Annotated in this window: 27 protein-coding genes and 1 pseudogene; 6 read left to right on the forward strand and 22 right to left on the reverse strand. The window is 37.8% G+C overall.

What is annotated here, in order from left to right; genetic code table 11:
- Nucleotides 1-22: 22 nt before the first annotated feature.
- The 5 genes from AC1DDK_RS01675 to AC1DDK_RS01695 form a co-directional block, all read right to left on the reverse strand.
- On the reverse strand, nt 23-367 hold the full coding sequence (locus AC1DDK_RS01675; RefSeq protein ID WP_337715236.1) for a heavy-metal-associated domain-containing protein: 345 nt from the start codon (nt 365-367) through the stop codon (nt 23-25).
- Between the two features lie 100 nt (nt 368-467).
- Complete coding sequence (locus AC1DDK_RS01680; protein ID WP_172660545.1) at nt 468-866, reverse strand: HYC_CC_PP family protein; 399 nt, start codon at nt 864-866, stop codon at nt 468-470.
- 84 nt (nt 867-950) lie between these two features.
- The gene (rfbD, locus tag AC1DDK_RS01685) at nt 951-1,817 is read right to left on the reverse strand and encodes a dTDP-4-dehydrorhamnose reductase (protein WP_172660546.1); all 867 of its coding nucleotides are present in this window, start codon (nt 1,815-1,817) and stop codon (nt 951-953) included.
- Between the two features lie 80 nt (nt 1,818-1,897).
- Entirely contained in the window at nt 1,898-2,443 is a 546-nt protein-coding gene (locus AC1DDK_RS01690; RefSeq protein WP_172660547.1) for a GNAT family N-acetyltransferase, read from the reverse strand.
- Nucleotides 2,444-2,454: 11 nt separating this feature from the next.
- A complete protein-coding gene (locus AC1DDK_RS01695) occupies nt 2,455-2,865 on the reverse strand; it encodes a DUF1801 domain-containing protein (protein WP_172660548.1) in 411 nt (136 codons plus the stop codon).
- Nucleotides 2,866-2,956: 91 nt separating this feature from the next.
- Here AC1DDK_RS01695 and AC1DDK_RS01700 point away from each other — a divergent pair, with 91 nt between their 5' ends.
- Nucleotides 2,957-3,430, forward strand: a complete 474-nt coding sequence (locus AC1DDK_RS01700) for a VOC family protein (RefSeq protein ID WP_172660549.1) — start codon at nt 2,957-2,959, stop codon at nt 3,428-3,430.
- A gap of 63 nt (nt 3,431-3,493) precedes the next feature.
- On the opposite strand, the gene AC1DDK_RS01705 is transcribed toward AC1DDK_RS01700, so the two are convergent.
- From AC1DDK_RS01705 to AC1DDK_RS01730, 6 genes are all read right to left on the reverse strand, one after another.
- On the reverse strand, nt 3,494-4,144 hold the full coding sequence (locus AC1DDK_RS01705) for an NADPH-dependent F420 reductase (protein WP_172660550.1): 651 nt from the start codon (nt 4,142-4,144) through the stop codon (nt 3,494-3,496).
- A 101-nt stretch (nt 4,145-4,245) separates the two neighbouring features.
- A complete protein-coding gene (locus AC1DDK_RS01710) occupies nt 4,246-4,854 on the reverse strand; it encodes a Crp/Fnr family transcriptional regulator (RefSeq protein WP_337715238.1) in 609 nt (202 codons plus the stop codon).
- 22 nt (nt 4,855-4,876) lie between these two features.
- Nucleotides 4,877-5,335, reverse strand: a complete 459-nt coding sequence (locus tag AC1DDK_RS01715; RefSeq protein ID WP_172660552.1) for a hypothetical protein — start codon at nt 5,333-5,335, stop codon at nt 4,877-4,879.
- An 87-nt stretch (nt 5,336-5,422) separates the two neighbouring features.
- On the reverse strand, nt 5,423-5,581 hold the full coding sequence (locus tag AC1DDK_RS01720; RefSeq protein WP_161662271.1) for a hypothetical protein: 159 nt from the start codon (nt 5,579-5,581) through the stop codon (nt 5,423-5,425).
- 122 nt (nt 5,582-5,703) lie between these two features.
- Nucleotides 5,704-6,066: a VOC family protein gene (locus AC1DDK_RS01725; protein ID WP_337715240.1), complete on the reverse strand. Its 363-nt coding sequence runs from the start codon at nt 6,064-6,066 to the stop codon at nt 5,704-5,706.
- Between the two features lie 81 nt (nt 6,067-6,147).
- Entirely contained in the window at nt 6,148-6,885 is a 738-nt protein-coding gene (locus AC1DDK_RS01730; protein ID WP_288880848.1) for a helix-turn-helix transcriptional regulator, read from the reverse strand.
- Between the two features lie 203 nt (nt 6,886-7,088).
- Between AC1DDK_RS01730 and AC1DDK_RS01735 the strand changes: the two genes are divergently transcribed.
- Nucleotides 7,089-7,733 (forward strand): dihydrofolate reductase family protein, encoded by a 645-nt coding sequence (locus AC1DDK_RS01735; RefSeq protein WP_172660555.1) that lies wholly within the window; start codon nt 7,089-7,091, stop codon nt 7,731-7,733.
- Between the two features lie 53 nt (nt 7,734-7,786).
- Here the strand turns inward: AC1DDK_RS01735 and rsgA are convergent, their stop codons facing one another.
- On the reverse strand, nt 7,787-8,839 hold the full coding sequence (gene rsgA, locus AC1DDK_RS01740; RefSeq protein ID WP_288880843.1) for a ribosome small subunit-dependent GTPase A: 1,053 nt from the start codon (nt 8,837-8,839) through the stop codon (nt 7,787-7,789).
- A gap of 351 nt (nt 8,840-9,190) precedes the next feature.
- Here rsgA and AC1DDK_RS01745 point away from each other — a divergent pair, with 351 nt between their 5' ends.
- Entirely contained in the window at nt 9,191-10,390 is a 1,200-nt protein-coding gene (locus AC1DDK_RS01745) for a PQQ-dependent sugar dehydrogenase (RefSeq protein WP_246269517.1), read from the forward strand.
- Between the two features lie 335 nt (nt 10,391-10,725).
- On the opposite strand, the gene AC1DDK_RS01750 is transcribed toward AC1DDK_RS01745, so the two are convergent.
- From AC1DDK_RS01750 to AC1DDK_RS01760, 3 genes are all read right to left on the reverse strand, one after another.
- Nucleotides 10,726-11,115 (reverse strand): hypothetical protein, encoded by a 390-nt coding sequence (locus AC1DDK_RS01750; RefSeq protein ID WP_172660557.1) that lies wholly within the window; start codon nt 11,113-11,115, stop codon nt 10,726-10,728.
- Between the two features lie 15 nt (nt 11,116-11,130).
- The gene (locus AC1DDK_RS01755; protein WP_288880838.1) at nt 11,131-11,643 is read right to left on the reverse strand and encodes a hypothetical protein; all 513 of its coding nucleotides are present in this window, start codon (nt 11,641-11,643) and stop codon (nt 11,131-11,133) included.
- Between the two features lie 92 nt (nt 11,644-11,735).
- Nucleotides 11,736-12,413, reverse strand: a complete 678-nt coding sequence (locus tag AC1DDK_RS01760) for a Crp/Fnr family transcriptional regulator (protein WP_337715243.1) — start codon at nt 12,411-12,413, stop codon at nt 11,736-11,738.
- An 81-nt stretch (nt 12,414-12,494) separates the two neighbouring features.
- Between AC1DDK_RS01760 and AC1DDK_RS01765 the strand changes: the two genes are divergently transcribed.
- On the forward strand, nt 12,495-13,172 hold the full coding sequence (locus AC1DDK_RS01765) for a hypothetical protein (protein ID WP_337715246.1): 678 nt from the start codon (nt 12,495-12,497) through the stop codon (nt 13,170-13,172).
- Between the two features lie 142 nt (nt 13,173-13,314).
- On the opposite strand, the gene AC1DDK_RS01770 is transcribed toward AC1DDK_RS01765, so the two are convergent.
- Together AC1DDK_RS01770 and AC1DDK_RS01775 are read right to left on the reverse strand one after the other, a co-directional pair.
- Nucleotides 13,315-14,187, reverse strand: coding sequence for a helix-turn-helix domain-containing protein (locus tag AC1DDK_RS01770; RefSeq protein WP_337715248.1), 873 nt, complete (start codon nt 14,185-14,187; stop codon nt 13,315-13,317).
- A 115-nt stretch (nt 14,188-14,302) separates the two neighbouring features.
- Nucleotides 14,303-15,211 (reverse strand): alpha/beta fold hydrolase, encoded by a 909-nt coding sequence (locus tag AC1DDK_RS01775; RefSeq protein ID WP_477633780.1) that lies wholly within the window; start codon nt 15,209-15,211, stop codon nt 14,303-14,305.
- A gap of 359 nt (nt 15,212-15,570) precedes the next feature.
- Here AC1DDK_RS01775 and AC1DDK_RS01780 point away from each other — a divergent pair, with 359 nt between their 5' ends.
- Nucleotides 15,571-16,365, forward strand: a complete 795-nt coding sequence (locus tag AC1DDK_RS01780; protein ID WP_337715251.1) for an SDR family oxidoreductase — start codon at nt 15,571-15,573, stop codon at nt 16,363-16,365.
- Between the two features lie 101 nt (nt 16,366-16,466).
- Here the strand turns inward: AC1DDK_RS01780 and AC1DDK_RS01785 are convergent, their stop codons facing one another.
- Nucleotides 16,467-16,832, reverse strand: coding sequence for a winged helix-turn-helix transcriptional regulator (locus AC1DDK_RS01785; RefSeq protein ID WP_090779212.1), 366 nt, complete (start codon nt 16,830-16,832; stop codon nt 16,467-16,469).
- A 136-nt stretch (nt 16,833-16,968) separates the two neighbouring features.
- Between AC1DDK_RS01785 and AC1DDK_RS01790 the strand changes: the two genes are divergently transcribed.
- Nucleotides 16,969-17,292 (forward strand): nuclear transport factor 2 family protein, encoded by a 324-nt coding sequence (locus AC1DDK_RS01790; RefSeq protein WP_172660562.1) that lies wholly within the window; start codon nt 16,969-16,971, stop codon nt 17,290-17,292.
- 341 nt (nt 17,293-17,633) lie between these two features.
- On the opposite strand, the gene AC1DDK_RS01795 is transcribed toward AC1DDK_RS01790, so the two are convergent.
- The 4 genes and pseudogenes from AC1DDK_RS01795 to AC1DDK_RS01810 all read right to left on the reverse strand — a co-directional run bounded on the left by AC1DDK_RS01795 (nt 17,634) and on the right by AC1DDK_RS01810 (nt 20,707).
- Complete coding sequence (locus AC1DDK_RS01795; protein WP_172660563.1) at nt 17,634-18,113, reverse strand: hypothetical protein; 480 nt, start codon at nt 18,111-18,113, stop codon at nt 17,634-17,636.
- Nucleotides 18,114-18,116: 3 nt separating this feature from the next.
- Entirely contained in the window at nt 18,117-18,281 is a 165-nt protein-coding gene (locus AC1DDK_RS01800) for a hypothetical protein (RefSeq protein ID WP_157247259.1), read from the reverse strand.
- Nucleotides 18,282-18,601: 320 nt separating this feature from the next.
- Nucleotides 18,602-19,588, reverse strand: a complete 987-nt coding sequence (locus AC1DDK_RS01805; RefSeq protein ID WP_337715253.1) for a hypothetical protein — start codon at nt 19,586-19,588, stop codon at nt 18,602-18,604.
- Between the two features lie 114 nt (nt 19,589-19,702).
- Nucleotides 19,703-20,707 (reverse strand): annotated as a pseudogene (locus AC1DDK_RS01810) (PDDEXK nuclease domain-containing protein).
- Nucleotides 20,708-20,833: the final 126 nt, after the last annotated feature.

Consider the following 20,833-nt stretch of genomic DNA (forward strand, 5'->3'; position numbering starts at 1 on the left):
ATAATAACCCTCTTTCTTTTAGTTATTTTTTGTCTGTACTTTTTCTATCGTATTGGCAGCATGAAGGTAGTTTGCTATAATTTTCTTGTTTGGCAGTAACCTTTTGCGTGTCGTGCCCAACTGCGGCAATTTTTTGTTGAATACCTTCAGTTGTAATCTTGGCACTATCGTAGCTTACCGTTAATATTTTAGATTTTACATCCCATACAGCTGTGTCAACACCTTCAGTTTTAAGGGCAGTTTCAATGCGTTTTTTACACATTCCACAGTTTCCAGATACATTGATTTTTTCGGTTTTAGATTGTGCAAATACAGCACTACCAAGGAAAGTCAAGCCGACTACCAAAAGAGATCTTAATGAGTTCATCTTAATAAGTTTTAAAGAAAATGGTATAAAAAAATTTGGGGTTACAGTAATGCTGCAACCAGGGCACGAATGTGCCAGGCATTAGAAAAGAAAGAGGGTATTATATTCTGTAGGTACAGTTTTTTAGGTAGACAGGAACTTGCTGTCTATTAGGTGGTGCATTGCTTAATGCTTCCCTTATAATTTTAACAGGCACCGGGGCCTGATAATTAACAAATAATTCGGGTAATATAATGGCTACAGATGGCTGATCGAATTTATAAACCGCTTGGTTTACTTTTTGAGAACTCTCAACCTTTACTTCGTGCTTAACATCTTTACAGCATGATTTCTTTTTAGATTCTGCCAAAGGCATTTTACAGAAATCACATAATTTGCCGGATTTTTTTGTCATGCTCCAGCTTACCAGCTTGTCCATGCAATAATGAAAGTGCACAGCTGCTCCACTGGAAACACCCAAATAGAAAATGGCAAGTATGGTAAGCAGTGTTCTTTTCATTACGGATCAAAGATTGGAAAAAGAACGGAAAAATATTTATATAATTCCGTTCTTTTTTTATATCATGGTTTATTTAGCACATGCTTAGGCTTTATCCAGTACAGATAATTGCTCAATACACTTAATCAAACTGTCTCTCCAATAAGGTACTTCGATTCCAAAAGTTGCTTTTATCTTCGTTTTGTCCATTACAGAGAACTTAGGTCGGCTAGCTCTTGTCGGATAAGCAGAAGTAGGAATCGGGCTAACTTTTACCTGTGTATTGCTGATATCAAAAATACCTTTAGCAAAATCAAACCACGAGATTGATCCTTCATTGCTATAATGATACACCCCATATTCCGTTTTGCCAGAAGCAATAACATCCAAAATTGCACCGGCCAAATCAATAGCATAAGTTGGCGAGCCAATCTGATCCGCAATGATATTTAACTCATCGCGGTCCGCTCCTAGTTTCAACATTGTTTTCACAAAATTATTTGCATACTCAGAATATAGCCAGCTGGTGCGAATAATGTAATGTTCTTTAAGATTATCTATAATATCTGTTTCGCCTTCAAGCTTAGTTAAGCCATATATGCTAATGGGTTCTGCTAAATCATCTTCCTTTAGTAATTCTGGAATGGCTCCTTCAAAAACAAAGTCTGTTGAAACGTGAACTAATTTAGCACCAAACTCTTTACAAAGCAAAGCGATATTTAATGCCCCCTGCTTGTTTATTAATCTGCACAGATCTACATCATCTTCAGCTTTATCAACAGCCGTATAAGCAGCACAATTGATTACGTATGCTGGTTTTTTCTCGGCAAACAAAGCCTTTAGTTTCTCAACATCAAGGATGTTTGCGACACTTTCGTCCGGGAAATCTAATGTGTCGATATTTCTATTTGAGGCAACTGCCTTAAGGCATTGCCCTAGTTGTCCTGAGGCTCCTAATACTAGTGTTTTCAATATAAAATTGAGTTATGTGGTTAGCTATTACTTTTTTCAAAAATAACATTATAATGGAAAACTCACGCTTAAATCATTTATTAGGCATCCATCTTCCATTCGTGATGGAGCATGGAATATAAAACCAGGTCTAAGAATTTACCATTCACCTTTTCGGATTGCCTTAAAACCCCTTCTTGCTGAAAACCCAGTTTGCGTGGAATTGCCTGACTTTTCAAATTCAAAGTAGCTGCTTTAATCTCAATACGATGTAATGCCAGTTCCTTAAAACCATAATCAATTAATGCTTTACAAGACCGGATCATAATACCTCGGCCTTGTGCACTTTCTGCCAGCCAGTAGCCAATTGCTCCACTTTGATTAAAAACATTCAAATAATGCAAACCAATTCTGCCTACTGGTTGATTATCAAGCATAATCACAAAGCTAACTTCAAGACCCTGTTCATAAAGCTGCTCACATTTCCTGATGTACGCTATAAGATCTCCTACAGACTGCATGTTGGGTACCCAAGGTAAAAACTCAGATAGTTGCGCCCGACTGCTGTTTATCGCTTCCAATAAACCTTCTGCATGCTTCACGGCTGTTTGTTCCAGTGTGATATTTTGATCAATCGTTATTATCATTTCTTCTAACCTTATTTATTTTTCATATGCGCCACTGATTGATCTATCATCTTGGTTAATACTTGTATATTAACATCTGCCAGTTTTTTAATATAAATACAGCCTTTCCCTGTTTTATGTTTACCCAATTGCAGCAGCAAGTTTTCTTTATCTTCAAAATCACAAGCAACATACAAAACAATAGCAGTACTTCTCGGAGAAAATCCGATTAGAGGGGCATCTCCCTCATGACCACTGGCATATTTATAATGATAGCTACCAAAGCCTACGATTGAGGTTCCCCACATCGAAGGTTCATATCCTGTCTGTTTTTCCATCAATGCGGCGATCAGATAACAATCTTTTCGCTTTAAAGGGTCTGCCACTTTTTCCAGGAAATCACGGACATCCAGATTTGTGGCAACAGTTTTATTCTTAGCCATAGATGAAATTAATAAATATTATGAAAACCAGGTGAACTTTAAATTTGTTTCCATACAAGATCATCATTGGAATTATTTTAAATCAACAAATATGAAAAAGATAAGACCCTGTTTGTGGTTAGACCATAATGTTAAAGAGGCAATTGACTTTTACACCTCAGTATTTAAAAACTCAAAAGTACTTAATGCCAGCTATTATCCAAAAGACGCACCTGGTTTTGGCGGTGAAATACTGGCTGTCGATATGGAAATAGAAGATCAACAGTTTATACTATTAAATGGAGGTCCACAGTTCAAATTTAACGAGTCAGTCTCTTTTTCTATTGAGGCCAATACACAGGAAGAAATTGACTACTACTGGAAAAGCCTTGTAGCTGGAGGTGGTGAAACATCGCAGTGTGGATGGTTAAAAGATAAATTTGGTTTGTCGTGGCAGGTATCGCCTGCTATACTAGGGGAATTATTACAAGATAAAGATGTAGAAAAGGCCCAACGCGTAATGCAAGTTATGATGAAGATGACCAAGATCATTATCAAAGATTTGGAAGACGCCGCAAAGGGGTAATTTATCTAATTATCTAACTATCCACATCTGGCATACTAAGGACCAGATGTGGGTAGTTCAAGATTAGATTTTGGCTTTTGCCTCCGATGCCGTAACAGTTTTTCCCAATGCACCGAATTCGTGAAGATCACCGAATACCTCGATACGAATTGACTGATTGATTGCCCCTACCCGAACCGGATCAAATCCATTGTCTTTAATTAATTCTTCTACATCAGCATCGATGTTTGTATCATCTGTTGCATAAAACAATACTGATTTTTCTGGAGATTGATAAGCGGCTCCGCTAAGCGAAGCAGCACCCAATGTTCCTAACGCTTTCGCCAATTTTGCATTTTTAGGTAGCGCTATTGCATTAATTTCGCCGGCAGATTGGTTCTGATCAATGATTTTATTAAACCCACCGTTTCCATCTGGCGCAATAGGATTGGATGGATCAACAATGATTTTGCCTTCCAGGTCACCTGAATATTCTGAGATAAATGGCTTAATCGCGCCAAATGGAATAGCCAAAACCACAATATTGGCGTCTTTTACAGCCGATGCAATATCACTTGGCACAGCAGACTTACCTAATTTAGCAGCTAATTCTTCTGCTTTCTCTACATTTCTGTCGGCTACAATGAAAGCTTTGTTTGCTTTTGAAAGGTTGGCAGCAACTGCCTGGCCAATGTTTCCTAAGCCGATTACGGCTACTTTTGATGTATTTGTCATTGTTATTTCTTTTAAAGTTTATATTAAATTGATAACACAAAATTGCATCAGAAAGAGCTCACATGCCAATGAACTGCATCAAGAAATAGTATTGATCTGGTTTAAGATTTTGGCTTTACAAGCTTGTTACGGAGTCTGCTTAAAAATTCAGGAGTAATCCCTATAAATGATGCGATTTGCACCTGAGGTAGGCGATTATTTAAGTGGGAATAATCTTGCATAAACGACAGATAACGTTCTTCGGCAGTAGAACTGATGTTTTGTAATAGTCGCTTTTGCAGTGAAACAAAGCTGTTTTCGATCAGCACTCTGAATATCAGATTGAATTTTGGCCCCTTTGTATATAAGTTGATGAGGTCATTATAACTTATATGAAGTACCATTGTATCCTCAATTGCGTCTATATTAAGTTCTGACGGTTCTTTTCCATGGAAACTACCAATATCCATTAGCCACCAATTTTCTGTCGCAAACTGTATAATGTGAGTATTTCCTTTATCGTCAATTTTATACATCCGCAAACACCCCCGTACTACAAAGTTAAAAATAGAGCAAACATCCCCCTCCTGTAAAACGTACTGTCTTTTTCTGTATAACCGAGGTTTAAATAGTTCAGCTACAAGTTGTTTTTCTTCTCTGCTTAAAGGGATTAACCGATTAAAGTATTCAAGTAATGGAGCTACGGAGGTGTACAAAATGTTTTCTTTCATCGGATTTTCCAGTCTAGTAAGCCTATGGTGTCAATCCACCTTCATCAATCGTGATCAGTCTGCGGAATTTTGCGGGCGTATTAACCGGCGCGTCGGCAGGGTAGCTAGTGTAATTCAGTTTAAGGATGTCGCCAGTAATACTAAAGGTGGCATTTTCGTAGAGTGTGTAATTCGTAGGGGTTCGTTGAACTGGTTTTCCTTGTTCCTGCTCCAGCTTTTCGGTAGTAGTTATCTTTAATCTGTCGCCTTGGATCTGGTAAGATCCGATGAACTGACTGCTACTTCCATCATTAAGGACAATATTAAGAAAAAAGCTATTGTCTTTGGTAAAATTGAGAGATCGCTTCAATCCGTTCAGGTCCATTTCCTCCCAGTTTCCCTTAATAAGATTTTCGGGATTTACATTCCTGTCTTTTTTACAAGAGAAAAAGCTAAGGGAAAATAAAAGTAATACTGAAATTGCGGATGTAGGGTTTTTCATAATCAAAAGTTTCTGGTTTGTATTAGAGTTTACGAATACATTAGCCGAAACGCTACAATATTAATTTAATCCTCATAAACCATCACGCTACTCATTAGCTTCAATATCATGATCAAGTAAGGCATTTTTATAACCAAGTGAATAATTAATGGCACCCCATGCGGTTAGCATGGTAATAATATCTTCTTCCTTTAATGGGCCTGTAATTTGGTTTTTACAAAACTCCAGGTATTCTGTTTCAGTCATAATCTCTACAGTTCTCTATACAAATTAAAATAGAAAAACTTCCCATATGGGAAGTTTTTCTTAGTACTCACAAATGTACTATTATCGAGGAAATTTAATGAGTTAGTATTCTAATATTTCGTTTATTCAGACCAAACTGCCAACTCATTACCATCCGGATCAATAAATTGAAAACGTCTACCGCCTGGGAAACTGAAAATATCTTGTGATATTATACCGCCGGCCTTAATAATTTTTTCTCTGGTCGTTTCAATATCCTTTGAATAAAGGATAACTAATATGCTTCCTTTTACAGGCCTGCCCGAAGTAAAGCCACCATCAATATAATCGCCTTCAAAAGCGGTGTAATTGGCACCAAAGTCGGTAAAAGTCCAATTGAAACATTCTGTATAAAACCTTTTAACAAGTTGAATATCTTTAGAGAGAAACTCTATGTATTGGATTTGTTCATGCTTAAGTTTGTTCTGTACTGATCTATTGCCCATAATGTCTGTAGATTTCTTTAGATTATAGATGCAAATGTAGTTGACAATACTGATCCATACTTTGGAAAAATGCGACAAATTTTATAGTTCGTTAGGTGTAACGCCCGTGTAACTCTTTATAGCATTGGCCAAATGTGCATGATCGTAATAACCGTGTTCAAAAGCAATCTCCGACATGCTTTTCTTTGATGATTTTTTCTGGATAGCTGCGTGCACAAACTGAAAGCGGGTTATATTAATAAATTCTTTTGGACTGATCCCCACATGCTGCTTGAAATGACGTTCCAGCTGTCTTACAGTAGTAAAATGCCGATTTGTCAATTCAACCACACTGATGATGCCTTTCTGTTTTTTAATGTCAGCTATAACAGGCATCAGTATAGGTGCTGGATGTGGTTTAAGCTTTTTAATAAAAAACTGATTAAGATATCCAATAGATTCCGTTATAACCCGATTGAAGTCGGGCGAAAGTTCTTTGTCAAGTGTTATAGTACTGTCGGTTGCCTCGTGCAGCGAGCCGAATTTATAGAAAGCAGAAAAGGCAGAAGGTTTGAAGCGTACTCCTAAAAGTTTTGTTTCCGTTTTCAGCTCAGTCATTTTGAAATGTCTCATAGTCCCCACCAAACAGATTTCTCCATTTTTAATATTGAATTGTCCATTGTCAGTCTTACAATCCTCGCCCAGATTTAAGATGATATCAACACACCCATCAGGTAAGATCTTTTCGAACACCGCGCTTCTTTCGTCGTTTGTTGTAGTCCAAAACGCATCAATATAATCAGCTATTGCCGGATGGGGCTTAGTTTCCTTATAGTTCATCACTTAATTGATTAATCAAATTTGGAGAAAATATCTTAAAAAAATTAGTATCCATAGGAACACTTGTCGCATTCTGCCCTTATTTAGTCGTATAGACACCACCAAAAATTAATTTTTCTAGCGAAATTTGTATTATAAAAAGAGATCGGCAGGCATATAAATTAACTCAAGACCTTAAAAACCAATTGAAAATGAATCTAAATATGAGTAAAGTAAAAGTTGCATGTTTTTCTATTTCCCTGGATGGATTTGGTGCAGGCGCCAAACAAGATCTAACTAATCCTTTGGGACTAAGAGGTGAGGAACTTCACAACTGGATTTTTCCAACAAAAGTGTTTCGGAAGATGGGAGGTAAAAATGACGGAACTGAAGGCACAGATAATGAATTCGTAGAGAAGTCATTCGAGAACATGGGAGCTTGGATACTGGGGCGGAATATGTTCGGACCCGTTCGTGGAGCATGGCCAGATGATGAATGGAAGGGTTGGTGGGGCGAGGAACCACCTTACCATGTTCCAGTATTTGTTTTAACGCATCATGCTAGAAAACCAGTGACCATGAAAGGAGGAACAACGTTTTATTTTATTACCGATGGCATCGAATCTGCGTTGAAAGAGGCAAAAAAAGTAGCGAACGGAAAAGACATTCGTATTGGTGGTGGGGTTTCAACGATAAGGCAATATCTGCAAGCGGGCCATATTGATGAACTTCATTTAGCAATTTCACCTGTCTTCTTAGGTTCAGGGGAACACTTATTCTCAGGAATGGATATGGCAGCGCTGGGCTATAATCAAGTGCAAAAAGTGGCTGGAGAGAACGCGACACACATTATTATAAAGAAAGGATAGCCAGACAGGTGCTCCATTATTAGATGGAACACCTGTACTGAATAATAGGACGATCAACGTTTTTTTATTCTCTTAGCTTCATCTGAAACTCTAGCAAAATATTTATCTCTTTTGCGTTTTTCATGTTCAGAAGTAGAAAAATACCAAGATTCTTTTCGCAATTTGAGGTAACTGTTGTACACTTCAAATTTTAAAAGACCGTTGTTTACAGCTTCAACAACTGCACAGCCAGGTTCATCGACGTGCGTACAGTTCTCAAAACGACAGGATTCCGCGAAATCAGAAATATCGAATATATCTGCGAGTGCCTCAGGATTATCTGACGCTAAACCAAATTCTCTTACGCCCGGCGTATCTATTAGAATACCACTATCATCCATCAGAACCATTTCTCTTCTAGTTGAGGTATGCCGACCTTTACCTGAAGATTTGCTTATTTCAGATGTGGGAAGTACTGTCCGTTCACATAATACATTGATTAAAGAACTTTTCCCAACCCCTGATGATCCTACAAATACAATCGATTCTCCTTGCCTGATAAATTTTCGCACAGGGAGTATTGTCTCGGGAGAAAGAATACTTGTGAAAAATATTGGTATTTGCCGGGCAATATGTTTCAGCGACTCATCTACTTGATGGCGACTAAACTCCAAGTCAGATTTAGTGAGTATCAATACTGGTTGAATATTTTCTTCTAATACCTGAACCATAAAACGCTCCGTTCGGCGAACACTGAAATTGGCATCAAGGCTTTGTACAATAAATGCCTTATCAACATGGGATGCGATAGCTTGCCTGTCGGATATTGTACCACTCTTTTTCCGAAACAGCGTATGTTTACGCGGTAAAACATCAACGATTATTCCTTTATTATCGTCAAAAGGTTGAAAAATAATCCAATCGCCTGTACACGGAAGTTCAAATAATGACCTTCCATAAAGCAAATTGCCGGTTAGTTCGCACAACAGCAGACCACCTTCGGTAATAACCTCATAATTTGTTTTGTTTACTGCAGAAACACGACCATGAAAAAGATGTTTGTATTGTGATGTTTGTTTGAGTTGGAACAGACTGTCGTTCCAACCATATAATGATAAGTTATTCACTACTTATAATTTAAAATGATGAAATAAAATTGCTTAATTATCTATCATCCGAATGCTTTGCCCCATACAAAACACCTTTGGTAATACAGAAACTACCAAACATGCAATTTTAGAAACAAGACACCCGGAATCAGGCAGTCATTCCAATCGCTAAACTATAATATGTGAATAGTTGTCTTTGCATAAGACACGAAGGTACAAAAAACTAATTCAATGCCTTAATTCTAATTGTAAAACTAAAAATTTTATGATTTCAAGCCCCCTCTGTTGTGACTAGTGTAAAAAACACGTTGTATTCAAACATTAAGCTCATAAGGTTGTAACTTACCTGACATTAATCCAAATTGCATTATGTTTTCGAAAATTTATAAACCATTAACCCTGGGCGTTGCCCTTCTATCGTTAAATGCATCCAGCATGGCACAAACCGGTAAGCCGGTTGAAAAAAACAAGGCTAATAGCGAGTATAAACCTGCTTTCGCAGGGCAAACCCGTATCGGCAGCGTTAAAACCAAAACTCCGTATACCGCAAAAGTCATAAGCACTGAGCTAAAGGGCCCCTGGGGCATGCATGCTTTACCCGACGGCCGTTTACTGATAAGCAGTAAGCCGGGGACTATGCAAATATTGACAACTGCCGGTAAAATTGATAAAACCATTACCGGTTTCCCGGAAGTGCAATTTCAGGGACAAGGTGGTTTGCTTGATGTGAACATTGATCCTGATTTTACTAAAAACCGCATGATTTACTGGACCTATGCGCAACCGGGCGAGGGGGCTACCTTAGCCGTAGCTAAAGGAAAATTATCGGCCGATGAAACAAAGCTGGAAAACGTGAGCGTGATATTTGAAGCCAGTCCGCGTTTTAAAGGTGCCGGTCAGTTTGGTTCACGTTTGGTGTTTGATAAACAAGGCAATATTTTCATCAGCTCTGGTGACCGTCAATCTAATGATATTCGCGCTAAGGCGCAGGACCTAAGCGCAACCACCGGTAAAATTATCCATATTACTAAAGACGGCAAACCTGTTGCCAGTAACCCGTTTATAGGCCAGGCGAATGCCAAGCCAGAGATATATGCCTATGGCTTTCGTAACCCAGATGGTTTGTCCATTAACCCCGTTAATGGTGACCTATGGGAGACAGAATTTGGACCACGTGGTGGCGACGAGATTAACTTAATTAAACCAGGCGGCAACTACGGCTGGCCTTACGTAACTTACGGCATTGAATACAGTGGTGAAAAGGTCTATGATGGTATACAACAAAAAGAAGGTACGGTACAGCCAGTTTACTATTGGGATCCCGTTATCTCGCCAGGCTGCATGATGTTTTACACTGGTAACATCGCTGAGTGGAAAAATAACCTATTTGTAGGGGCACTCAGTGGACAACACATCATTCGTTTGGTGATAAAAAACAACAAAGTTGTGGGTGAAGAACGTTTGCTTTCCGATAAAAATGAACGCTGGCGCTGCATAGCCACCGGTAAAGATGGTGCTATTTATGCAGCAACGGACAGTGGTAAATTATACAAGCTAGCTAAGCAATAATTGTATCAACATCAGTCATACGAAAATTTCACCAGGGGTACCTGAGGTTAACCTGGGTGACATTTAACTAAAATGCCTGTAAATATTGATTTACAGGCGTTTTATTATTATCCCAGCACTTTTACTCCAATATTTATTTATTTTTTTCCGAGACTCTGGATTTTCTTGTATGGATAAGACTTTATAAGTTCATACCCCCGTGCCGTTTATCATATTTTCAGATGGGGAAACCTTATAACCAAACCGTTTTGAAACTTCCTAATAACCTTCTAATGACGTTTATCGAATTTATTTACTAAATCTATCGTAGGATCTGTAAAGTCTCTAAAAGAAATTTAAAAAACTATAGCCGGAGCAGATTTAGAGAAACTTCCTGAAGCATCAGCCACTGCATCAATTGGTACTCCTACCTGACTGCCTCCTCTCTTGACTACAATTGTTACTTTTTGACCGGCTACTCCTCCATTTCCTGATATTGCGACAATGGCTGCAGCTACATTTGTAGCGTAAGTAATTTCTTTTGTCCATGGAAGCGATGCGACCGGATCATTTGCCGTACCACCTGTAGCAGTCGTATATGACACCATCAGTGTTGGTCCCGAAAAAGCTCCTGTGATCTCATAACGCACTGTGCGCGAGTTATTATCAGGCTTTTTATCTGAATTCTTCTTGCAGGCAACAAAAACTGCCACTACCATTAGTAGTGTAAAAATTGACTTTTTCATAAAGTATGTTTTTAATTAAAATTTAAGTGCTATTCCAATTCTGGCATTGGTACTGCCTATAGCGCCAAGCTCAGTGAATGCGCCAAGGTTATTGCTGAAGAAGTATTTGCCTCCTACGTATGCGCCCAGAAACAGTCCGCTTCCGTAACTATCGCCCAGGTCTTCACCATTGTCTTTCCAGGAAAAACTTCTGTAGCCAAGGGTTGGCCCTCCGTATAAATCTATCTTGTTACTGTTAATTTTTAATAATTGATTAACATGATAAGACGCTCTTAAGCCAAAGTAAATGGCCGTAAATTTGAGGGACAGGTATTCATTTGAGAGGTAGTCTGCATTTGCACCAATGCTGATACTACCTGTAATTCCCTGCTCATAAGAAAGACCGACAGGTATGCCTCCGTCATAAGAGGAGTTTACGCCAATACCGATATTGAGTAATTTATTTCCTTTTTTAAAGGCACCATTCTCTTGGGCGAACAATGTTGTGGTCGTAAAAAATACCAGGATAAGGATGTTAGCAATTTTCATTTTTATCATTTTTAATAGTTCTATGCAAACATAAAAATGATAAAAGCCTAAACTCGTTACCTTAAGTTAAGAAACGATTTGGTGTCGTAAATTTAAGAGGCTTTTCTAACCAGTCTCTTTCTCATTCTACTTAAAGATTGCGGAGTGATACCCAAATAACTCGCTAAATGGTACTGAGGAATTCTTTGAGCCAAATCCGGCCTTATTTCTAGCAAATTCAAATAGCGTTGTTCTGGTGTAGAAATCTTAAAATTATCAAACGCTATTTGACTTTTTGAGTGTAAATCTTCGGAAACAAGACGACACAGTTTTTCTAAGACAGGGTATTTTACAAAAAGTTCTTCATCTGTTTCTGAACTCGCTACAATCAAAATAGAGTCCTCAAGACAATCAACATAATATTCAGATGGGGTATGGTTTAATGCGCCTGGGGGGTTAAGGGTTTCAGACTCGGTATAAAAAGCAGTAGTCTTTTCTTCAGTATCAACTATATAATAGCACCTAATGCATCCTTGAAGCACAAAATAGGCATCCTTTGAGAGTTGACCCTCTTTCAATAAAATTGTTCCTTTCCTAAAACTTTTAAAAATGGCTAACTCTAAAATAACATTTTGCTCCTCTTCAGACAGGATTACATATCTCGCTAAAAAATTTAACAGGATTTGATCCATTTTATCATTATTCAACTGCATATTTCTAATATTTAGGCGATAGGTATCAAATTTAATATTTCTTGTTGGTTTATTATTAGCCGTAAAAAATTGTTTCACATAAAAAACTATGAGAGTGTTAAATCTTCAAGAACTAAATACCCTAAGTAAGGTTCATTTCTTAACTTAAGTGAACGAGTTATGCCAACTCGCCAATCTACCTTTGCTTATCGTTTAAAAACTAATATACTTATGCAAAAGAAAATTTTATGTTTCGCCCTGACTTTAATGACGGCAAGCGCCCTACAAGTAAAAGCCCAATATTCCAAACAAGACAGCACTTATAGAAAGTATTTCATAGGCAGCACCTTATTTATGATAGCTAATGTAGTAGCTGATAATAATCCACCTGGTATGGCTTATCTGAACTTAGGTTACCGCATTACAGGAAAGGATGTAATTTCACTAGAGCTAAAAACTTGGAAATATGGCTGGCCAATTGGCATTCCTTACGGAAAATCATTTGAAGCAGAAGGAGAAAGGTTTCCAGGTCATATTCGTGAATACGGGGTTTCACTTAATTATCAAAGGTTTTTATGGAATCGTCTTTTCGCTCAAGTTGACGTGATGCCAGCTTGGCAAAGCTTTGTAAATGATAACGGTAATAAGATTGACAATGGCTTTCAAATATTTAACACCTATTCCATTGGTTATCACATTAAACTTTTCAAGGACAGGCTTTTTTTTCAACCTTCAATAGCAATAACTCACCGCCCTTATCAATCAAAAATGCCTGATTCGTTTAAAAAGGTTGACGATAGATGGTCAAAATTCTTCTTCGGGCAGCCGGGATTGCATTTTGGATATAATTTCAATTGAAGTACCATAATGAACTCCAGATTCAACTGCCTCCTTCCGATGCCATTAAACAGTTAACAATAAAATTAACAGAAAAAACGCTGCCGCAACGCCTAGTAAGAGCTCTCTATTTTTAGTTGATCACATACAAGATCATTGACGATTAAGCCTGTTTTGGTTCATGTAAATTTAGGTATTTAGACCTGAAGCTAGATGGCGGTTCACCGGTCTTGATAAAAAATAGTCTACTGAAATAGGCAGGATCTTCATAACCCAGCGCGTAGGCAATCTCCTTTGCAGTTCTGTCGGTATGTACAAGTAATCTTTTTGCTTCTAGAATAATCCTGTTCTTGATGATTTCGTTCGGCTGTGGAAGGTTAAGTCGCTTGAATCTATGGGTAAGGGTTTTTGGGGCTATCATCAGCAGGTCGGCGTAGTCGGCAACATTATGCTTTTCCTTAAAGTTCACTTCGACTAATTGGGTAAATTTCCTAAAGAACTCAAGGTCATTGTTCGATCTGGCGGCCATCGCTCCTTCTAGGTGTTGCACCTTCCATAATCGGGTAGACTTGATCAAAAGCTGCTTAAGATAAGTCCTGATCATTTCCTCCAGCGATCCATCCTTGAGTTCAAATTCATCCTCGATCCGAGAAAACAGGTACTCAATAAATGTGGCATCCTGCTCGGGTATCACCGTCATCGGCATATTGCTAATGTTATTGAACAAGAATCCATCGCAGGCAACTTCCTCATCATGTAACTGTATGCAATAAAAGTCGCGGTTATAGAACACAAAAAGGCCGGGTTGCTCACCCAATTTCTCAATGCTCAGTACCTGATTTGGACTGATAAAGAAAAGCGTTGAACCAGTAGTAATGTAAACATTGAAGTCCACTTTTATCTCAAATCCTTCATTAAGATAAAGCACCTTGATATAGGATTTGTAAGTGTCGGAATTGATGGTTTCAATATTTTCTAGATCAACATTTACCATGCCGATGGTTTTAAGATTCGCATCAAAAATGCTCTGTTTCATAATTGGGCTAATCAAATGGATTAAAAAATAAAATTACCATTCTTGATGATGATTTCAAGATTGGTTAAAACGAAAATTACCTGCAAGTATTTAAACCAACAGGCAACTTTCATTATTATTTTTTCGCAAACTGCTCAAGCTCCGAGTTAAATTTGTCCATCTCTTCTACAAAAAGTGCATGCCCGCTGTTCTCGAATTTTACGAYATAGGAGTTTTTTAAGCCTTTATTTAATTGCTCAGCCAGCGTAAAATCAATTAGTTGATCTTTTGTGCCCTGAAATATGGCTACAGGGATCGTGATGTTCTTAAGCACCGGACGCAAATCAAGATCACCAAGTGCACTGATAGATTCAGTAACAACATAAGGACTTGCAGACAGATTGATATTCTCCAACCATTTATCTACATTTTTTGGAAGAGTAGTGCCTTTTGCCGCGAATGCTGCTCCTAATCCTGCTATCAGGTCTTCTCTGCTTGTCATGGTTTGTTTAATCAGTCCCGCAGCGCCTTCCTCGGATATTCCGTAGTTGTAATCTGCACGTTGCTTCCAAGATGGAGCCGCTGCCGCAAACAGCGCCAGTTTGCTTACATGTGCTGATTTATATTTGTTCACATAGTGGATAGTAACTGCTCCGCCCATAGAAAAACCACCCAGCACAGCCTTCTCTATTTTTAAGGTATGAAGAACGGCATAAATGTCATCTGAAAAAACATCGAAATTGTACTTTCCATAAGGTTTATCAGATTTACCGAAACCACGCAATGAAATGCCGATCACCCTGAAACCCTTCCTTACCAAATACTGATATTGATATTGGTACATTTCATCGCTAAGTGGCCATCCGTGAATCAATACAATTGGTTGTCCTTCGCCAAGATCAGTTACGTGAAGTTTTACACCTGGCTCAACTTCGATATATTCCGTCCTTCCGGCTGAAGCTGGGATTCTTTTGCTTTGTGAAAAAGCGAACTGGCTTGTTAATAAAGTCATGATTAGACTTGCGGTTAAGATTAGATTTTTCATTGCTATTTTTTTAAATTAATGTTTGAAATATTTGTTGTTTGTTTACATTACAAAGATGGGGAGAATGCCAGCCTCATGAAATGGACAAACGGACAACAGTCTTGTACATTTTTCCCATAGTATAGATTTATAGAGCCCATACTAAATCATCATCAAGAAGCAATTGGACTTTTAGCCCACATACCATCTAGCACAAAACCATTCCTCGCACTACATAAGGTAAATATATAGGGTACATTTAATCATCGCAATTACGGAAATGCGAATTGCATAGGGATAAATTTTACGCTATCCGAATCGTAATACCATACTTGTAGGAAACTGTAGTATACCTGAATTTTGTATAAAATAAATATACAATGGAAAAGGAATTTAATTTCAATAGCGAACTATCCGGCAAGATTGCCATGGTAACAGGTGGAACCAAAGGCACCGGAAAAGCAATTGCCGAAAGGCTACTGGCAGCCGGGGCAAATGTAATCATCACCGCAAGAAACAGGACTGAAGAGCCCAATGAAAAGCTGTATTATATTTCGGCAGACCTCAGCAGTCCCGATGGAGCGGCAAAAGTAGTAACAGAGGTATTATCAAAGTTTGGCGGGCTCGATATCCTGATCAATAACCTTGGTGGTTCGGAAACTCCGGCGGGTGGTTTCGCTAATTTAACAGATGAACACTGGGAAGAAACATTGCAGACCAATCTTTTAGCACCAGTAAGATTAGACAGGGCATTTTTGCCGCAAATGATTAAACAAAAAACCGGTGTGATTATTCACATCGCATCCATTCAGGGGAAACTTCCGTTATATGAAAGCACACTACCCTATGCGGCTGCCAAGGCCGGACTGATCAATTACAGTAAGGGACTTTCTAAAGAGGTTACCCCAAAAGGAGTTCGAATTCTAACAGTTTCTCCGGGCTGGATCATGACTGACGGCTCAAAGAGAATGATGGAACGCATATCGAAGAGCGAAGCAATTTCGATAGAACAGGCCACACAAAGTGTAATGAATGCACTTGGTGGCATTCCATACGGCAGACCAGCAATGCCTGAAGAAGTTGCTGAATTTGTCGGGTTTCTTGTTTCACCAAGGGCAAGTTATCTTACCGGAACCGAATTTGTTATTGATGGAGGCACCATCCCAACCGTTTAAAAAATTACAACAATACCAGCCTGGGTTGCATTTAGGATGAATTTAAAATGCTGACCGAAATCAACTTGGGCTTAATTCAGCTAATCCTCGCTCTGAAAAAATCAGGCCAACTGTGGATATCCTTTCAAAATCACACGTTTCAAACTGTCCTGATACTCATCTCCCCAATTCCCAATAGCGGCGATTACCGGTATCAAGGTTTTGCCAAACTCAGTAAGTGAATACTCTACCTTTGGTGGCATCACCGGATAGATTGTTCTGATAACCAATTCATGTTCCTCGAGTTCCTTTAGCTGAATATTGATTACCCTACGACTTGCATCCGGTATTTTGCGTTGCAGCTCGCTCGGACGCAAGTAACCCTCGTTGATAAACCACAACAACCGCATTTTCCATTTGCCATAAAGTACCTCTCCAACTAAATCGAGGCCACAGTTTAAATTGGGAAAAGTTTTTTTCTCGTACATCTAACAAAGATACATGTAGGTCATTAATGAAACAATACGGATAAATTTTTCCCTATTCGAATCGTAATCCCCTACTTGTGCGTGCCGCTAGTACCACCGAAATTTGTACAACAATAAGTAATTTAAAATAAATATCATGAACTTACCAAAATTAATAACAGACCTAGTTGAAGCGCAAAACAGCCATGATGCTGCAGCTTATTCCTCACTTTTTTCAGAAAACGCCGAAGTATTCGACGAAGGAAAAAACCATATTGGAAGAACAGCAATTCAAAAATGGATTGAAAATTCGAACCAACAGTATCAAGCTACTTTAAAACCGATTAGTTATAAGGAAGCTGAAAAGGGGTCGGTATTTACAGCAGAGATTTCCGGAACATTTCCAGGTAGCCCGGTCATTCTTAACTTTAACCTCGTTCTTCAGCAGGGTTTAATTCAATCGCTTAAGATTACTGGCTAATGCCAAACATCCAGCGACCATAAAATCGTAGGGATTCTGTTGCAACTCCAGGAGAAGGTATGGAACGAACCGTTATTAATCCGTTGGAATTTCCGGGTTTCCCAAACTAATCTGCTATTCCGAATCACCAGACTGAACCATTAGCAAGAATATTTAGAACAAGGATGACATAGAAAAAAAACAATGATTTTTTCATAAGAAACCGTACTTTGATTTGTTCAAAGTACGGTTGTACTCCAAAACATATCGTTAACTAAGGCTTTCAAAGAGGACATAAAAAAATGTGCCCGTCTATATGATTTCCCAACCGATTTTTAAAATCAAAAACAGATTGTGTCGAACTAAAAATCGTCTCGCAACTTTCGTATTTGTTCAAGTGCCGCTACGTCAATCTGATCTTTTGGGCGATTAACAATCTTCTTATTCTCAATTAATTGATTAATATGCAAAAAAGGAACATTTACGTTATCAATATCCGCAATAGAGGCCATTTCCAAACATTCGTCAAAGGTATATCCTTCAAGCCCCTTCATTTCAATGAGTATATCTAAACGGAGACCATTGTTAAGGTGAAAATCTGTCCAGCCAAGTATAAATTGCATAGTTTCGATCAGTGGATAATCCCCCATATCACATTTTACAAATGCTTTTCTCAGTTGCTTTCTATTTTCTAAGGTGTCTTTTAGCCAAATATCTAAGTCACCTGTAAAACGCTGGTAGCCGTGTAAATTGGTGGCATAACCACCGACCATAATATATTGCACATTATACTCTTGAAGTGCTCTCCAAAAATTTAGTATCTCTTCATCAAAGATGTCCACGAATTATTTACTGATAAATGGTTTATGTGATATAGAAGCCTTACTCATGGTCTGTTGTATTTTATACAAACGCGTAGCCATTTCAAAACGTTCTTTATAGCTTCGTTTCAGACCCTCTTTTAAAAGTTCCAATTCGGCCTGATCAAATGTTTGTTTCCTTTTGTCCATGAAATGTTGACCTTAAAACTATATCAAATTTACATAAAATGCTTGTCATTAACAAGAGGGGCTGCAGACATTAATCTACAGCCCCTTTAATAATTTTCCTAAGAAACTTTAACACTACACTAACACAGTGTTAAAAAAATGTACTCCTAAATTCTTATTTACCGAACAGCTTCATGGAGGACATGAAGAGAATCCGAGATATTCATAACTCCCAAAACTATTTACAATACGAAAGTAAATGATAATGAACTATTCCTTGACGTTTATTCTGCAACAATTTGTAAAAAATCTTTATTCTTCGGCCCGTGTAATCTGCGATATTACGTTGGACTAAGCACTTCAATAGTCGTACTATTTACTCGCACTGCAATTTGAGATGTCTCTCTGTTAAAGCAAATCTGAGGTGGTTTTTCAATATCTCCATAAATAATTGAAGATGTTTGAAGTCCAGAATCAATTTCTTCTAATTTACTTTCTATTTCACCTGTTTGAATATTTATGATTTTCGGAAACTTAAACATATCCCAGGCTTGTCTTTCATTTATTGCGAATAAATTTCCGAATTCCCCGTTGACTTTTATTGGTGATGTAATTTCATTTTTAATAAAGTTCCAAATTGCAAGATGCTTTTGTGGTAAAAGTGGCGGCACTTCATCATCGAAAGGCTCTTCATCTGTTGAAGCAATAAGTATTCTGTCGTTGTCTATAAAGCTAGCTGAATTTATTTCTGTTCCAAAGTTTGGATATAAAAAACTTTTGTCCAATAGCTGTGGATTTTTTAAACATTCTTCTATCTCAAATAATTCAACTGTATCAACGGGATGCCATGCCCAACCACATACCATTAAATACTTGTTATCCGGACTAATTGAAAGTCTTGAGTGAAAAATATCTGATGGATTTCTTCCTGGAATATTTGAAACAACTTCACCTGTTTCTACATTTTCAAAGTCAAGTCGACAATAATCAATTGGACAATGAACTAAATACGTCTCATTGTCAACAGTTACAAATGCCGCCGGAAATTCATAGGTCTCTGCATTATAATGGGTGCGATTAATCTCCCGTATTATTTCGCCATCTTTCAATAAAATACCTTTTGTTCCTAGACGTTTATAAATAAAAGCATATTGCCCATTTTGAGAAGTAATCGAAGCGTCGAAACCAAAAGCATAATGATACTTTGCAATTTGTCTTTGTTGCCCATCAGAAGAATATAATTGCCCTGCAGAAACCCAATCTACAATATCGCCGTTAAGCCAATCAATTGTTTTTAAGTAATTTGTTTTAAATGTTTGTCGTGTCATAATTGCAGTTTACCTATCAAACAATTCCTCTAATTTAAACTATTGATTAACGCCCTTTCACCTTATATAAAGAATTTTCAGATACTCCAATCGAAAAACAAAGCTAATGCTAGACTAACTATTAAATAGATTGAGTTTTACTTTCTCACGTTCAATTTCCGCTATGAGCTCCTCTTCCGTAGGTAAATAAGGCATATATTTGGTAGCGAAAAGTCTTGGGTTATCATTAATCACAGAATATTTCACTACTGTTTCACTTTTTTCCGTGCACAGGATAATACCTATTGTTGGATTATCACCTTCTGGTTTCTTTAAATCGTCAAACATTCGTCTTTACATGTCCATTTGACCAACATGCTGATGAGTAAGTTTCCCAGCTTTTAGATCAATCAAAACGAAACATTTAAGTAAATAATTATAAAAGACCAGATCAATAAAAAAATGATCGATCTCCGTACTTATCCTAAACTGTCTGCCAACAAAGGAGAAGCCTTTTCCCAGCTCCAATAAAAACTGCTGCAAATTTTCAATTAATGCTGTTTCAATTTCAGACTCATTTGCAGTCGCAGGTTGCTGAATATTTAGAAATTCAAAAATATATGGATCTTTAATAAAGTCTTCAGGTCTCTGTTTCTGTAATACCTTACTATCTTTTTGATTTATAGTTTTATCATTCGAAGATAGAAGCCTATGATAATAGAAGGTGTTAATGTTCCGCTCCAGAGTTCGAACACTCCAGTTCTCTTCAGCCGCTTCGTTTAAATAAAATCCTCGCGCAGCCTCATTTTCAACCCTCATAATTAACCGGTTATGGCTCCATGTCAATTTGCTACACAGTGTGTAGCAAATCTCATTATCGCGGTAGGTGAGATAAAATTGGCGAAAATTACGCAAATTAGAATAAGAAAAACCTTTCCCAAATTCAGTTGTCAAAGCTTTAGAAAGTTCTTTTAAAATACCTTCTCCATAAACAGCTCTTTCTTCACCATGTTGTTCTTGCTCAACAATACGTTTTCCGATCAGCCAATATGCCTCCACCATAGCCGCATTCACAGCAGTGTAAGCATTTTGTCTGGCTGCAGTTAGTATACCCCTGATTTCATCAATATAATTGGTCATACTTCAAATTTAAAGAAAACAATCGATGAGGAGCAAACATCTGTGATATAATAGACCAGACGTGATCCAAACTAAAAAGGTTACAGATATTAATCTGCAACCCCTTTAATAATTTTCCTAAGAAAT

This window comes from Pedobacter sp. 05T44, assembly GCF_056395985.1.

Coding starts and splice junctions, on each gene's coding strand:
- AC1DDK_RS01675 (WP_337715236.1), bottom strand. CDS start 367: ATGAACTCATTAAGATCTCTTTTGGTAGTCGGCTTGACTTTCCTTGGT.
- AC1DDK_RS01680 (WP_172660545.1), bottom strand. CDS start 866: ATGAAAAGAACACTGCTTACCATACTTGCCATTTTCTATTTGGGTGTT.
- AC1DDK_RS01690 (WP_172660547.1), bottom strand. CDS start 2,443: ATGATAATAACGATTGATCAAAATATCACACTGGAACAAACAGCCGTG.
- AC1DDK_RS01695 (WP_172660548.1), bottom strand. CDS start 2,865: ATGGCTAAGAATAAAACTGTTGCCACAAATCTGGATGTCCGTGATTTC.
- AC1DDK_RS01700 (WP_172660549.1), top strand. CDS start 2,957: ATGAAAAAGATAAGACCCTGTTTGTGGTTAGACCATAATGTTAAAGAG.
- AC1DDK_RS01705 (WP_172660550.1), bottom strand. CDS start 4,144: ATGACAAATACATCAAAAGTAGCCGTAATCGGCTTAGGAAACATTGGC.
- AC1DDK_RS01710 (WP_337715238.1), bottom strand. CDS start 4,854: ATGAAAGAAAACATTTTGTACACCTCCGTAGCTCCATTACTTGAATAC.
- AC1DDK_RS01715 (WP_172660552.1), bottom strand. CDS start 5,335: ATGAAAAACCCTACATCCGCAATTTCAGTATTACTTTTATTTTCCCTT.
- AC1DDK_RS01720 (WP_161662271.1), bottom strand. CDS start 5,581: ATGACTGAAACAGAATACCTGGAGTTTTGTAAAAACCAAATTACAGGC.
- AC1DDK_RS01725 (WP_337715240.1), bottom strand. CDS start 6,066: ATGGGCAATAGATCAGTACAGAACAAACTTAAGCATGAACAAATCCAA.
- AC1DDK_RS01730 (WP_288880848.1), bottom strand. CDS start 6,885: ATGAACTATAAGGAAACTAAGCCCCATCCGGCAATAGCTGATTATATT.
- AC1DDK_RS01735 (WP_172660555.1), top strand. CDS start 7,089: ATGAGTAAAGTAAAAGTTGCATGTTTTTCTATTTCCCTGGATGGATTT.
- AC1DDK_RS01745 (WP_246269517.1), top strand. CDS start 9,191: ATGTTTTCGAAAATTTATAAACCATTAACCCTGGGCGTTGCCCTTCTA.
- AC1DDK_RS01750 (WP_172660557.1), bottom strand. CDS start 11,115: ATGAAAAAGTCAATTTTTACACTACTAATGGTAGTGGCAGTTTTTGTT.
- AC1DDK_RS01755 (WP_288880838.1), bottom strand. CDS start 11,643: ATGAAAATTGCTAACATCCTTATCCTGGTATTTTTTACGACCACAACA.
- AC1DDK_RS01765 (WP_337715246.1), top strand. CDS start 12,495: ATGCCAACTCGCCAATCTACCTTTGCTTATCGTTTAAAAACTAATATA.
- AC1DDK_RS01770 (WP_337715248.1), bottom strand. CDS start 14,187: ATGAAACAGAGCATTTTTGATGCGAATCTTAAAACCATCGGCATGGTA.
- AC1DDK_RS01780 (WP_337715251.1), top strand. CDS start 15,571: ATGGAAAAGGAATTTAATTTCAATAGCGAACTATCCGGCAAGATTGCC.
- AC1DDK_RS01785 (WP_090779212.1), bottom strand. CDS start 16,832: ATGTACGAGAAAAAAACTTTTCCCAATTTAAACTGTGGCCTCGATTTA.
- AC1DDK_RS01790 (WP_172660562.1), top strand. CDS start 16,969: ATGAACTTACCAAAATTAATAACAGACCTAGTTGAAGCGCAAAACAGC.
- AC1DDK_RS01800 (WP_157247259.1), bottom strand. CDS start 18,281: ATGGACAAAAGGAAACAAACATTTGATCAGGCCGAATTGGAACTTTTA.
- AC1DDK_RS01805 (WP_337715253.1), bottom strand. CDS start 19,588: ATGACACGACAAACATTTAAAACAAATTACTTAAAAACAATTGATTGG.